Raw genomic sequence first — 14,268 nt, 5'->3', positions numbered from 1 at the left:
ACACCTTACCAATGTTACTTCTGTTAACGGCTTATTTAAGCAAATACCATACATTTTTCACTGTATTCAATTACCTGTCACTTCGTGCCATTTTGGGGGTTCTTACCGCGTTGGCAATATCGCTTTTGATTGGTAATAAAGTGATTCGTTTGTTGCAGCGTCTACAGATTGGCCAAGCGGTGCGTAGTGATGGGCCGCAAACACATTTAGCAAAAGCCGGAACGCCAACAATGGGTGGTGCGCTGATTATATTTTCAATTTCTGTCAGTACCCTTTTGTGGGGGGATTTACGAAATCAATATGTCTGGGTGGTTTTGTTGGTGATGTTGGCGTTCGGTATTGTGGGTTGGGTGGATGATTATAGAAAAGTCGTCGAAAAGAACCCACGCGGTCTGCCCGCACGATGGAAATATTTCTGGCAAAGTATCTTTGGCTTAGCCGCCGCATTTTATTTGTATTATACCGCAAGCACGCCTGCAGAAACGGCATTGCTTATCCCGCTGTTTAAAGATCTAGCCATTCCGTTGGGCGCTTTCTTTATCGTACTGACGTATTTCGTGATTGTTGGTACCAGTAATGCGGTTAATTTAACGGACGGTCTAGATGGCTTGGCCATTTTGCCGACGGTATTGGTGGGTGGCGCGTTAGGTGTGTTTGCGTATTTGACAGGAAATATTCGCTTTGCGGATTATTTGTTGATTCCTTATGTGCATGGGTCTGGTGAACTGCTTGTTTTCTGTGCAGCATTGGCCGGCGCGGGCTTGGGTTTTTTGTGGTTCAACACATACCCAGCACAAATTTTTATGGGTGATGTTGGTTCTTTGGCGCTCGGTGCGGCATTAGGAACGATCGCTGTTATTGTTCGTCAAGAATTGGTGCTTTTCATTATGGGCGGTGTTTTTGTGATGGAAACCGTGTCTGTTATTTTGCAGGTTGCTTCTTACAAGCTGACCAAGCGAAGAATATTTAGAATGGCACCGATTCATCATCACTTTGAATTAAAGGGCTGGGCTGAGCCAAAGGTGATTGTTCGTTTTTGGATTATTACTGTTTGTCTTGTTTTAGTAGGCTTCGCCACCTTAAAAGTACGTTAGGAGTTTTGCATGTCGTTGATCGGGTCAGATCGGGTTAGAGCCGTTGTGGGCTTGGGGGCGACAGGCTTGTCTTGTGTACGCTTTTTAGCCAGTAAAAATATTGATTTTTATGTGGTGGATTCTCGTGAAAACCCACCGGGTTTGGAGCAGGCAAAGCAATATTGCCCTGAAAATCGTATATTCACGGGTGATTTGGCCGCGCTAGAAACGCTTGGTGTGACTGAGTTGTACGTTAGTCCAGGTATTGCGTTGCGCACGCCCGTGTTGGTTGGATTGGCGGCGCGTGGCGTGTTAATGCGAGGGGATATTGACTTATTTCGCGATTATGTTGATGCCCCTTTTGTTGCTATTACTGGCTCCAATGCAAAAAGCACCGTCACGACGCTGGTTGCTTTACTGATCGAAGCATGTGGTAAAAATGCGAAAGCGGGTGGTAATCTTGGCTTGCCTGCATTGGATCTCCTTTCTCCCGGAACAGATTATTATGTGCTTGAGCTGTCCAGCTTTCAGCTCGAAACCACTCATGCATTGCAAGCGGATCTCGCTTGTCTTCTGAATGTTTCTGAAGATCATATGGATCGATATGAAGATCTTTATGAATATCAACGTGTTAAGCAAAAAGTCTATCGTGGTTGTAAGGCCGCTGTTTGTAATAAACAGGATATTCTGACGGCGCCGCTATTAGCGGAATCAACCCCCGTTCGTGCATTTACAACCAAAAGCCCAGACTTAAAAGAATTTGGCATACTCAAAGACGTGGATGGTTCATGGCTGTGTCGTGGTGTTGAGCGGCTTTACCATACGTCTCAGATTGCACTTAAAGGATCACATAATCACGCCAACGTTTTGGCGTCCTTGGCGATGCTTGAGTTACTCGGCTTAGACATTAAGTCTGATGCGGTGGCTGGTGTGCTAAAGGACTTTGGTGGGTTGCCACATCGTTGCGAGACGGTTCGATCGCTACATGATGTCACGTACATTAACGACTCAAAAGGGACCAATGTGGGAGCCACTCTGGCTGCATTACAGGGTCTTGGTTCCGTCGTCAAAAAGAATATTCTTTTGATCGCGGGCGGCGAAGGGAAAGGTGCCGATTTTAGTGGGTTGACCAAGCCGGTATTGGACTTCGTAAAAGTGGTTTATTTGTTTGGTAAAGACGCTGATCGTATTGCTGAAGTGCTGCCGTCGAATGTGAGTGTGAAGCGGTTTGATACTTTGGATCAGATTGTATCGAATGCAGAGCAAGAGGCGAAAGATGGGGATATCGTTTTGTTTTCTCCCGCTTGTGCCAGTTTAGATATGTACAAAAACTATGAAGAGCGTGGCGCGCATTTTGCTCGTTTGGTAAATGCGTTATGACTTGGCTAAAACTGTTTGATCGAGTCTCTCTGCGTGAAATGTCTCAGATTGATCATGTTTTTGTAGCCTCTGTTGTTTCTATTTTGGCGCTTGGGTTGGTGATGGTGTCGAGCGCGTCAATTTCTATTTCAGAAAGTATTCATGGGCATCCATATTTTTTCATGGGGCGTCAGGGTTTTTATCTTGTACTAGGTCTTAGTTTTGGTTTTTTGTTGCTGTCTCTGCCGACGAGTCAGCTACAAAAATGGGGCATTCTGATGATGGGGTTGTCGTTAATTTTACTCATACTTGTGTTGGTTCCAGGTATTGGTAAAAGCGTCAATGGCAGCCGTCGCTGGATCAATTTGGTGGTGTTTAATCTGCAGGCGTCGGAAGTCGCCAAAGTCTGTATGGTTGTGTATGTTTCTGGTTATTTGGTACGCAGGGCGGATCGAGTTAGGGAGGGCTGGGTAGGCTTTGTATTGCCTCTTTGTCTTTGTAGTATTTTTCTTTTGTTTTTGTTGTTTGAACCAGATTTTGGTGCGTCTGTGGTATTGCTTGGCACTGTAATGGTGTTGTTGTTTTTGGGCGGTGCGCCTTTGTATCAGTTTCTGCTTCTGATGGTTGCTGCTGTTTCTATGTTGGGCGTTGTGGCTGTTTCAGAAAGTTATCGACTGAAGCGATTGATGAACTTTATTGACCCCTGGGCAGACCCTTTTAATGAGGGGTATCAGTTGAGTCAGGCTCTTATCGCTTATGGTCGAGGTGAGTGGTTTGGCTTGGGGCTGGGTAATAGTGTTCAGAAGTTGTCGTATTTGCCTGAAGCTCATACGGACTTTGTTTTTTCTATCTGGGTTGAAGAGACGGGCATGCTCGGTGGTTTGTTTCTGATTATTTTGTTTGCATTGATGGTAGGGCGAGCTTTTAAAATTGGTCATAACGCCATGGCGTTGTCGCGTCCATTTGCAGCCTATATGTGTTTTGGCTTTTCCATTCTTATTTTGGCGCAAGTTATCATCAATATAGGCGTGAATACCGGTTTTTTGCCAACTAAAGGTTTGACGCTTCCTTTAATCAGTTATGGTGGCAGTAGTTTGATTATTACATTGGGCAGCTTATTTATTATTGCGCGTGTTGACGTTGAAAATAGGCGAATCGTAAATGGCCATGGTGAGAGCGGATCGGGTGAATTCAAAGAGAGTAAAGCATGAGTGATGTAAGGAAAGTCATCATAATGGCTGGAGGAACGGGTGGGCATATTTATCCCGCGTTGGCTTGTGCTCAAAGCTTTAAAGATAAAGGCGTGGATGTTCAATGGTTGGGCTCGAAGGGCGGGATGGAAGAGCGGCTTGTGCCTGATCATGATATTTCGTTGCATTCCCTTTCCATTAAAGGTGTCAGAGGGAAGGGGGGGCTTGGTTTGCTCTTGGCGCCTTTTAGAATTTTACACGCGATTGGTCAAGCTGTGGCGACGTTGCAAAAAGTGAAACCGGATGTTGTTTTGGGTATGGGGGGCTTCGTTGCAGGGCCGGGTGGTGTGGCCGCAAGATTGTTGGGTATTCCCTTGGTGATTCATGAGCAAAATGCCATCGCTGGTACAACGAATAAATTGCTTTCAAAAGTGGCGAATTTAAAGTTGCAGGCTTTTGACGGGGCGTTGGTCAATGGCATTACTGTAGGGAATCCGATTCGAAGTGATATTCTTGAGCAGCAGGTTCGACCCCCTAGAAATAGTTCGGTTCGACCTTTCCGCTTGCTGGTTGTGGGTGGAAGCTTAGGGGCGAAGGCCATAAATGATGTTATCCCTGAAGTTCTCGCTAATTGGCCTTCTACGCAACGGTTGGATGTTTGGCATCAGACTGGATTACGTAATATTGAATCGGTGTCCGAACAATATAAAGCGGTAAGCGTAGAGGCTCGTGTCGAGGCGTATCTTGATAATATGGATCAGGCTTACTATTGGGCTGATGTTGTTTTGTGTCGTGCTGGAGCCATGACGGTAAGTGAACTGGCGGTTGCTGGTTTACCGTCAATTTTAGTGCCTTATCCGCATGCTATTGATGATCATCAAACAGAAAATGCCCGTTATTTAGAAAAAGTTGGGGCCGCGTATTTGTTGCCTCAAACGCAATTAACATATGAAAAAATTATTTCTTTGTTGTCTGAGTTTGTGGAAAACAAAGAGAAACTATTGAAAATGGGAGAGCAGGCGAAGCTTGTTGCTCATCCTAATGCAACGCAGGATGTGGTTGCACGTTGTTTAAGGTTAATAAAATCATGATAGATAATAAAGTTCAGTATGACATTCCTACCATGCGTCGCATTCAAAATATCCACTTTATAGGTATTGGTGGTGTAGGAATGTGCGGTATCGCAGAGGTGCTGCATAACCAAGGTTATCAAGTGTCTGGCTCCGATCTTAATTCTTCTTCCACGGTAGAGCGTTTGGAGGGGCTGGGAATTAAGATTTATTTGGGGCATTTGGAAGAAAATGTGTATGACGCACATGTGATTGTGGTTTCGACTGCCATTAACGAAGAAAATCCAGAAATTATTTGGGGTAAAGAGCATCGTATCCCGATTGTACGCAGAGCAGAAATGCTTGCTGAGCTTATGCGTTACCGACATGGTATTGCTGTCGCTGGAACGCATGGTAAAACAACGACGACAAGTTTGATGGCATCGATATTGGCGGCTACTGGTGAGGCGCCAACTTTTGTTATTGGAGGTCGTTTAACCAGTGCTGGCGCGAATGCTCAATTGGGTAGCAGTGCTTACTTAGTTGCTGAGGCCGATGAAAGCGATGCGTCATTTCTGCATTTGCAGCCGCAAACTGTCATTGTGACGAATATCGATGAAGATCATATGGATACATATGGTGGTGATTTTGAAAAGGTGAAACATACCTTTGTTGAGTTTGTTCACAATTTGCCTTTTTATGGTTTGGCTGTGATGTGTGTTGATGATGCTAATGTTCGTGAAATTTTGCCGTCGTTAAGTCGTCCTGTTTTAACCTATGGTATTGAGCATGAGGCGGACTTTTACGCAACGGATATAGTGCAAACAGGTCGCCACTGTGAGTTTCTGGCACATCGACCAGAGGGCGAACCATTGAAAATTCGGTTACCAATGCCGGGTCTTCATAACGTGCTTAATGCGCTTTCTACTATTGCTGTAGCGACGGATTTGGGGGTTGCGGCGACAGCGATTCAGGCAGGTCTTATGGGGTTTGAAGGGGTTGGGCGTCGTTTCCAGGAGCAAAAACCGCTTGCATTGCCTTCTGGTTCAGAGGTTATGTTTATTGATGATTATGGTCACCACCCAAGTGAAGTGTTAGCTACGATAAAGGCCATTCGCGCTGGCTGGCCAGAGAAGAGATTGGTGATGGTGTATCAGCCACATCGTTATACCAGAACTCGTGATTTGTATGAAGACTTTGTGAGAGTGTTGTCTCAAGTAGATGTCTTATTGTTATTGGATGTCTATGCGGCAGGCGAAACCGTTATTAATGGCGCAGACAGCCGTTCTTTGTGTGGCAGTATTCGTCAGCGCGGTAATGTTGATCCAATTCATGTTGGGAGCGAAGCGGACTTGCGTTCTATTTTGAGTAATGTTTTGCGCGAAGGTGATTTATTGATTACACAAGGCGCGGGTGATATCGGCATGGTGTCTAAAAATCTATCTGCGAGTGGGATTTGATATGTCTAAAGCATTAAAAGAATCTGTAATAGCGGTGATTTTCGGCGGTCGTTCTGCTGAGCGTGACGTATCTATGCAAAGTGGTCCGTTAGTCGCTGAAGGTCTACGCTCGAAAGGTTATCAAGTTGTAGAGCTTGACCTGTATGGCGTTGGTGCTGTGTTAGATCCTATTGTTCAGCTGCAGTCAATTGAGTTCGACCTTGCTTTTATAGCGCTACATGGCGGTGAAGGGGAAGATGGTAGTGTCCAAGCGCTGCTTGAAATGATGGGCAAGCCTTATACAGGTAGCTCCCCTTTGGCTTGTGGTTTCGCAATGGATAAAGTATTGACGAAGCGCTTTTGGAAAGGGATCGGCATACCGACGCCAGCGTATTTGTCTTTCGTTGGTCATGTGGATGCGGATGTTATTGAGGAGCAAATGCTTTATCCGATGATTGTGAAACCTTCGCGAGAGGGTTCCACAATTGGAATCAATAAAGTCACTAACCGATCTGAGCTTGAAGCGGCGCTTTTAAGTGCGCTTGAGTACGATTCTGACATTTTGGTTGAAGAGTTTGTTAATGGCCCTGAATTTACGATCACGATTATTGATGGCGTGGCGTTTCCTGCGATTGGTTTGAAACCAGCGCCAGATCATAAGCTTTATGATTATGAGGCAAAGTATATCGCGGATGATACGGAATACCTTCTTCCTTGTGGTTTGAATGAAGATGACGAGAATGAACTGTTGATGCTTTCGTTGGACGCCTATAGATCATTAGGCTGCTCAGGCTGGGGGCGGGTTGATGTGATGCGTGATCAGAATGATGTGTTTTGGGTGTTGGAAGTGAATACGGCACCTGGAATGACGACGCACAGCTTGGTTCCTATGGCGGCGAAGTATGTTGGGATTGATTATGCCTCACTTGTCGAAAAAATCGCTCAAAATGCTTGGAATAAAAAATAGCGTGATTGATTTATGAGAATGGCTGCACTGATTGGGGCAATTTTATTGATATTAGTTGCTACCTTTCAAGGGAATGATTCGCCTGATACTTGGTTTGCAATTCAAAAAATCGAAATTGAAGGTGATTTACAGTATGCAACGGAAGAAGAGTTGAGGTCGGATTTTTCTGTATTGCTTGGTCAGAGCCTTTTGAGTGTTTCTTTGTCTGATGCACTGGCTGTGGTTTTGTCATCGGAATGGGTAGCTAGTGCAGAAATTCGTAAAGTATGGCCAAATACGTTGCAGGTACTTGTTCATGAATATTCCCCTCTTGCATACTGGGGAGATCGGCAAATAATATCCACTTCGGCGGAAGTTATTGCGCCGCGAAAGCTTCCTAAATTGCCGCTTACAAGACTGTACGGTCCTGATGATTCAAGCGATGTTGTTCTTGAGCAATTTGGACTGGTGAGTCAGGTGCTTGCTTCTACTTCCTTGCGTGTTTCTACCCTTACATTAGAGCCCCGAGGTGCTTGGAGTATTATTTTTACCAACGGCGTTAAGGTTAAGCTTGGTAGAGAGGAAATTTTAGAACGATTACAACGCTTTATAGCGGTGTATAAAAGTGATTTATCGGGTAGAATAGATCAAATAACATCAGTCGATGCGCGCTACCCACATGGGGTGGCGGTTGGTTGGAAAAAAAATAATTGATATTGGCCTGTTTGTTGCTTTTTTAAACAGAAGTTTGAGGTTATGTCATAACAACACGTAATGCCGGGAAGGTAAAATGATAGTCGGTTTGGATGTAGGCACATCGAAAGTTATCTGTTTGGTTGGCGAAGTGCTGGCCGACGGTAGTTTGGAAATTGTCGGTATAGGCTCTCATAGCTCAAAAGGGATGAAGCGTGGTGTTGTAATAAATATTGAATCAACGGTTCAGTCGATTCAGCGCGCTGTAGAAGAAGCTGAATTAATGGCGGGCTGTAATATACATTCTGTCTATGTCAGTGTTGCTGGTAGTCACATTCGAAGCTTGAATTCTCACGGAATTGTCGCTGTAAAAAATGGTGAAGTTCAGCGAGAAGATATTGATCGAGTTATTGATGCTGCGCAAGCCGTTCCAATTTCCTCAGATCAGCGTGTACTTCACATATTGCCTCAGGAGTATCACATAGACTCACAGGAAGGTATTAAAGATCCTCTTGGTATGTCAGGTGTTCGCCTTGAGGCCAATGTTCATTTGATTTCTGGCGCAGTGAATGCCGTGATGAATGTTGAGAAATGTATTAAACGCTGTGGTTTGGGTGTAGATGGCGTCATTTTATCTCAATTGGCTTCTAGTGAGTCATCGTTGAGTGATGATGAGAAGGATTTAGGTGTTTGCTTGGTTGATATTGGTGCGGGAACATCTGATATTGCGGTATGGATTGACGGTGCGTTACATCATACTGCAGTGGTTCCTGTTGCTGGAGATCAAGTTACCAATGATATTTCAATGGCTTTGCGAACACCGACTCAGCATGCTGAAGAAATTAAAGTGAAATACGCTTGTGCTATGTCTTCAATGGCATCTGCCGATCAGGTTTTACAGGTTCCAAGTGTGGGTGATCGTCAACCAAGATCGATTACTCGTCATGCTTTGACAGAGGTTGTTGAGGCAAGGTATGAGGAAATTTACAACTTAATTCTGGATGAGTTAAGGCGTAGTGGATATGCGGAGCGTATCCCTGCAGGTATCGTGATTACTGGGGGGACGTCACTTATGGAAGGTGCGGCGGAGTTGGCTGAGAAGGTTTTTCAGATGCCAATTCGATTATCTTTACCAGATTGTACTAAAGGAATGTCAGACATTGTCGATAACCCTATATATTCAACAAGTGTTGGATTATTGGTTTATGGTAGTAAAGAGGCTGAAGTAACCGAAATCTCGAAACGGATGATGTCTAAGACGCAAACTAAACGAGAAACATCAGTTCTGGCTCCTAAAGAAATCGGGCCATCCTTCAGTGCAACGAAGGCGTGGCAGAAGTTAAAGCACTGGTTTCAAAGTTATATCTAGTCAGAATTGATTGTGAATTTATTGAGGAGCGATAAGCCCATGAATGTCTTTGATCTAGCCGAAGATAATTTATCAGATAATGCTGTAATTAAAGTTATCGGTGTTGGCGGAGGTGGCGGTAACGCTGTCCGTCATATGCTTGAGAACCGTTTGGAAGGTGTTGAGTTTATTTGTGCCAACACGGACTCTAAAGCCCTTATAGGGTTTGAAACGGGGGTATCTTTACAGCTTGGTTCAACTATAACCAAAGGTTTAGGTGCAGGGGCGAACCCAGAAGTTGGGCGTGATTCTGCTTTAGAAGATCAAGAAAAAATCACGCAGTTACTCACTGGTGCTGACATGGTATTTATCACCGCAGGTATGGGTGGTGGAACGGGGACAGGAGCTGCACCAGTCATCGCTAAAGTGGCGCGTGAATTGGGTATTTTGACGGTAGCGGTTGTTACTAAACCTTTTCCATTTGAAGGGCGTCGTCGAGCTAGAGTAGCTGAAGAAGGTGTTAGGGAGTTGCGTGAAAACGTTGATTCATTAATTACCGTTCCTAATGAGCGCTTGTTACCTGTACTAGGTAAAAATATTTCATTATTAAAGGCATTTGGCGAAGCAAATAACGTTTTGTTTAATGCGGTTCAAGGTATTACAGACCTTATTATGCGCCCTGGTCTAATTAACGTCGATTTTGCAGATGTAAGAACGGTTATGTCTGAAATGGGTATGGCGATGATGGGTACGGGGTCTGCATCTGGTGAAGATAGAGCGAGGGTGGCTGCAGAAGCGGCCATTCATAATCCTTTACTAGAAGACATCAACCTTAAGGGTGCGCGTGGCGTACTTGTGAATATTACGGCCAATGAAGAAGTTGGTTTGTCTGAATTTACTGAGGTTGGTGGCATTATTGAAGAATATGCATCGGAAGATGCTACCGTCGTGATTGGTTGTGCAATTGACCCTAGTGTAGGGGATGAAATGCGAGTTACGGTGGTTGCAACTGGTTTAGAGGGTCGATCTGCAGTTGAAATGAAGTCTGCTGTAGGTGAGTCTGTTGTCTCTCAACCGGTTATGGCAAAGGTAGAGCAAGTTATTGAAAGTAATGAGTCTAGCATGACTGTTGCTCCGTCTATGTCGAAGCCTTCGCAAAGCGTAAAGGCTGAAGTGGTTGAGAAAAACTTGGAAGAGAAAAATGAATCTGCGGATTCTGCATCAATTTCAAGTGGCGATAAATTATCGTATTTGGACATTCCGGCTTTTTTGCGTCGTCAAGCTGATTAATTTGAGCAAAAACCATGCAACATCAGTATGTTGGATTGTATAAAAAATGTGTAATTGATACTATTTTGTAAAGATTAGTATCCAGTCATAAAATTGTAGGAATAAAATGGTACGCCAACACACACTAAAAAACATTATTCGAGCAACTGGAGTGGGTTTACACTCTGGCGAGAAAGTGTATTTGACACTAAAACCTGCACCTGTAAACACAGGTATTGTATTTGTTCGTACGGACTTGAATCCAGCTGTAGAGATTCATGGTGATGCGCGAGCAGTAGGGTCAACAAATTTTGCAACGGCTTTATGTCAGGGTGATGTGAAGGTTAGTACTGTAGAACATTTGTTGTCAGCAATGGCTGGTTTGGGTGTGGATAATGCTTATGTAGAAGTAAGTGCTAGTGAGATTCCATTGATGGATGGAAGTGCTAGTCCTTTTGTTTTTCTTCTTCAGTCCGCTGGTTTGGAAGCTCAAAATGCGCCGAAAAAATTCATTCGTGTTAAAAAGCCAATTCGCGTGGATGAGGGTGATAAATTTGCTTCCCTTGAGCCGCATTCAGGCTTTCGTTTGTCTTTCACTATAGACTTTCAGCATCCAGCGATTGGTGAAGATGTTCAAAGTACTTCGTTTGATTTTTCTACGACAACATTCGTAAAAGAAATCAGTCGCGCAAGAACATTTGGTTTTATGAAGGATCTTGAATACTTTAAGAATAACAACCTTGCTCGTGGTGCGAACATGGAAAATGCCATCGTTTTAGATGACTATCGTGTTCTTAATGACGAAGGTCTGCGCTACCGAGATGAGTTGGTGCGTCATAAAGTATTGGATGCTATTGGTGATCTTTATCTTCTTGGACATAGTCTGATTGGCGAATATAAAGCCTTTAAGTCAGGCCATGCGCTGAATAATAAGCTTCTATTGGCTTTGCTTGAGCATCAAGATGCTTGGGAATATGTTGTTTACGAAGATGAAGCGCAAACTACTCCGATATCCTATGTTGAACCGGCTTTTGTTGGTGCATAGCGAGTGATTAATTCTTGATCGCATTTTAAAAAACCAGACTATATGTCTGGTTTTTTTGTATTTAGGTCCTTGATATATCATGTTTTGTCACACATTACCGTGGTAGACTCTATTTATTACTAATTGGCTATGTTGAGTTCAAGATGTTAGGAACTGTACTTAAAAAAATTGTCGGCACAAAGAATGACCGAGAAGTAAAACGATATAAGAAAGTCGTTGCGCAGATAAACCAACTTGAAGAATCTTTCCAGAAGCTCTCGGATGATGATTTATCTGCGAAGACCAGTGAATTTAGAGATCGCATAAGCAAAGGTGCTTCGCTTGATTCTATTTTACCTGAGGCGTTTGCAGTTGTTCGTGAAGGTAGCCAGCGTGTGATGGGAATGCGTCATTTTGACGTTCAGCTCATTGGCGGCATGGTGCTAAATGAAGGTAAAATTGCAGAAATGCGCACGGGTGAAGGTAAGACATTAGTCGCAACACTTGCGGTATATTTGAATGCCTTGTCATCAAAAGGTGTACACGTTGTTACGGTGAATGATTATCTTGCTAAGCGTGATGCTAACTGGATGCGGCCTCTCTATGAATTCCTAGATATGAGTGTTGGTGTTGTTTTTTCAGGCCAAGAGCGAGATGAAAAGAAAGCGTCCTATTTGTGTGATATCACTTATGGAACCAACAACGAATTTGGTTTTGATTATCTTCGTGACAATATGGTCTTTCGCTTAGAAGATCGTGTTCAGCGTGACCTGAATTTTTCAGTGGTGGATGAGGTTGACTCTATCCTGATCGATGAAGCCAGAACGCCTCTTATTATATCTGGTGCTGTTGAAGACAGTTCTGAGCAGTATCGAAAAATTAATTTGCTGGCGCCGCTTTTAGTTAAGCAAGTGAGTTCAGAAGGTGAAGAGTCTGAAGGACATTACACTTTTGATGAATCTCAGCGCAGTATTGAGTTGACCGAAGATGGACACTCTTTTGTTGAAAATTGGCTGGTAGAGCAGGACTTGTTGGGTGAAGGTGAGAGTCTTTATGCAGCGGGTAATCTTTCTTTGCTGCACCACGTTCATGCTTGCTTAAAAGCGCACGTGATTTTCAAAAAAGACATTGATTACGTTATTCAGGGCGATCAGATTGTTATTGTGGACGAGCATACTGGTCGAACTATGGCTGGGCGTCGTTGGTCAGAAGGTATCCATCAAGCGGTAGAAGCAAAAGAAGGTGTGACAATACAGGCTGAAAGTCAGACTTTGGCCTCTACTACCTTCCAGAACTACTTCCGTCTTTATGATAAATTATCTGGTATGACTGGGACGGCGGATACAGAAGCTTTTGAGTTTCAACAGATTTATGGTCTTACGGTTATTGTTATTCCGACTAACCGTCAAGTGCAGCGTAAAGACTTCAATGACTTAATCTACATGTCTACAGAAGACAAATTTGAAGCCATCGTGTTGGACATCGAAGACATTGTAAAGCAGGGGCGTCCGGTTTTGGTTGGCACGGCATCTATTGAGTATTCTGAGCTGCTATCAAACTACCTTATCAAAAAAGACGTTAAGCATAATGTCCTTAATGCGAAGCAGCATGAGCGCGAGGCTCAAATTGTTGCGGATGCGGGTCGACCTGGCGCAGTAACCATTGCGACCAATATGGCAGGTCGTGGTACAGATATTGTTTTGGGTGGTAACTTGCAAGTTGAGTTGGCTCAGCTTGGTGAGGGGGCTAGTCAGGAAAGTATTGATGCATTAAAAGTCGATTGGGCTTTGCGTAATGAATCCGTTTTGGCGGCGGGTGGATTGCATATTATTGGCACTGAGCGCCATGAATCGCGCCGTATTGATAACCAATTACGCGGTCGAGCAGGTCGTCAGGGTGATGTTGGTTCATCTCGTTTTTACCTGTCACTAGAAGATAACTTAATGCGCATCTTTATGTCTGATCGCATTAAAAAAATGATGATGGCGCTTGGAATGGAGAAGGGAGAAGCTATCGAGCATAAGATGGTTTCAAATGCGATTGAGAAAGCACAGCGTAAAGTTGAAGGTCGCAACTTTGATATTCGCAAACAGTTACTTGAGTACGATGATGTAGCAAACGATCAGCGTCAGGTTATTTATCGTCAGCGCTTTGAAATGATGGTCTCTGATGATTTGTCGGAAGCGATTTCGGCGATGAGAGAGGAAGTCGTTTCGGGTCTTGTGGACGAGTTTATACCTCCGCAAAGTATTTTTGATATGTGGGATCTGGAGGGTTTGGAAGAGAAAGCTCTTAATGAGTTTGGTCTTGCGATTCCTGTGTCTCAATGGATTGAAGAAGATAAAAAACTGTATGAAGAGCCGTTGCGTCAAAAAATACTAGACAGTTTTGTTGATGACTATAAAGCGAAGGAAGAGGTCGCTGGTCCGCAATCTTTTAGGGCGTTTGAAAAGCAGGTTCTGTTGCAGGTATTGGATACACTTTGGAAAGAGCATCTCCAAACAATGGACATGCTTAGACAGGGAATTCATCTGCGAGGTTATGCTCAAAAGAACCCTAAACAAGAGTATAAGCGTGAAGCGTTTGAGTTATTTCAGGGGCTATTAGAGCAAATTAAATTTGAAGTGGTTCAGATTGTTACTCGTGTGAAGGTTCAATCTGCTGAAGAAGCGGAAAAAATTGAAGAAGCGCGTAGAAAACAAGAAGAGAAAACGAAGGTTAGTATGGTGCACGACTCTTTGAATTCGTTGGCCGACTCTTCTTCAGAGCCTGATTCTTCTCAAGACCAAGAGTTCCCTAAGGTAGGTCGCAACGAACCTTGCCCATGTGGCTCTGGTAAAAAATATAAGCAGTGTCACGGTAGTCTGATTTAATTGGA

At 43.9% G+C, this 14,268-nt stretch carries 11 protein-coding genes; all 11 read left to right on the top strand.

Features of this window, described 5'->3' with window-relative positions; all coding sequences use genetic code 11:
- Positions 1-11: 11 nt before the first annotated feature.
- The 11 genes from mraY to secA all read left to right on the top strand — a co-directional run bounded on the left by mraY (position 12) and on the right by secA (position 14,263).
- On the top strand, positions 12-1,094 hold the full coding sequence (gene mraY, locus D104_RS24855) for a phospho-N-acetylmuramoyl-pentapeptide-transferase (RefSeq protein ID WP_024023355.1): 1,083 nt from the start codon (positions 12-14) through the stop codon (positions 1,092-1,094).
- A gap of 9 nt (positions 1,095-1,103) precedes the next feature.
- Positions 1,104-2,453, top strand: coding sequence for a UDP-N-acetylmuramoyl-L-alanine--D-glutamate ligase (gene murD / locus D104_RS24850; RefSeq protein ID WP_024023354.1), 1,350 nt, complete (start codon positions 1,104-1,106; stop codon positions 2,451-2,453).
- Positions 2,450-3,643, top strand: a complete 1,194-nt coding sequence (gene ftsW / locus D104_RS24845) for a putative lipid II flippase FtsW (protein ID WP_024023353.1) — start codon at positions 2,450-2,452, stop codon at positions 3,641-3,643. Before murD ends, ftsW begins: the two co-directional genes overlap by 4 nt.
- A complete protein-coding gene (murG, locus tag D104_RS24840) occupies positions 3,640-4,713 on the top strand; it encodes an undecaprenyldiphospho-muramoylpentapeptide beta-N-acetylglucosaminyltransferase (RefSeq protein WP_024023352.1) in 1,074 nt (357 codons plus the stop codon). The genes ftsW and murG overlap by 4 nt, the downstream gene beginning before the upstream one ends.
- On the top strand, positions 4,710-6,131 hold the full coding sequence (gene murC, locus D104_RS24835) for a UDP-N-acetylmuramate--L-alanine ligase (protein ID WP_024023351.1): 1,422 nt from the start codon (positions 4,710-4,712) through the stop codon (positions 6,129-6,131). Before murG ends, murC begins: the two co-directional genes overlap by 4 nt.
- 1 nt (position 6,132) lies before the next feature.
- Positions 6,133-7,077 (top strand): D-alanine--D-alanine ligase, encoded by a 945-nt coding sequence (locus tag D104_RS24830; RefSeq protein WP_024023350.1) that lies wholly within the window; start codon positions 6,133-6,135, stop codon positions 7,075-7,077.
- An 18-nt stretch (positions 7,078-7,095) separates the two neighbouring features.
- The gene (locus tag D104_RS24825; protein WP_235075904.1) at positions 7,096-7,770 is read left to right on the top strand and encodes a cell division protein FtsQ/DivIB; all 675 of its coding nucleotides are present in this window, start codon (positions 7,096-7,098) and stop codon (positions 7,768-7,770) included.
- A gap of 76 nt (positions 7,771-7,846) precedes the next feature.
- Positions 7,847-9,118 (top strand): cell division protein FtsA, encoded by a 1,272-nt coding sequence (gene ftsA / locus D104_RS24820; RefSeq protein ID WP_024023348.1) that lies wholly within the window; start codon positions 7,847-7,849, stop codon positions 9,116-9,118.
- A gap of 39 nt (positions 9,119-9,157) precedes the next feature.
- Positions 9,158-10,387, top strand: a complete 1,230-nt coding sequence (gene ftsZ, locus D104_RS24815) for a cell division protein FtsZ (RefSeq protein WP_024023347.1) — start codon at positions 9,158-9,160, stop codon at positions 10,385-10,387.
- A gap of 106 nt (positions 10,388-10,493) precedes the next feature.
- Positions 10,494-11,411: a UDP-3-O-acyl-N-acetylglucosamine deacetylase gene (gene lpxC, locus D104_RS24810; protein ID WP_024023346.1), complete on the top strand. Its 918-nt coding sequence runs from the start codon at positions 10,494-10,496 to the stop codon at positions 11,409-11,411.
- Between the two features lie 143 nt (positions 11,412-11,554).
- The gene (secA, locus tag D104_RS24805; RefSeq protein WP_024023345.1) at positions 11,555-14,263 is read left to right on the top strand and encodes a preprotein translocase subunit SecA; all 2,709 of its coding nucleotides are present in this window, start codon (positions 11,555-11,557) and stop codon (positions 14,261-14,263) included.
- Positions 14,264-14,268: the final 5 nt, after the last annotated feature.

Source organism: Marinomonas profundimaris, from assembly GCF_000508165.1.
GTDB lineage: Bacteria > Pseudomonadota > Gammaproteobacteria > Pseudomonadales > Marinomonadaceae > Marinomonas > Marinomonas profundimaris.
This window is presented reverse-complemented; position numbering and strand designations above follow the sequence as displayed.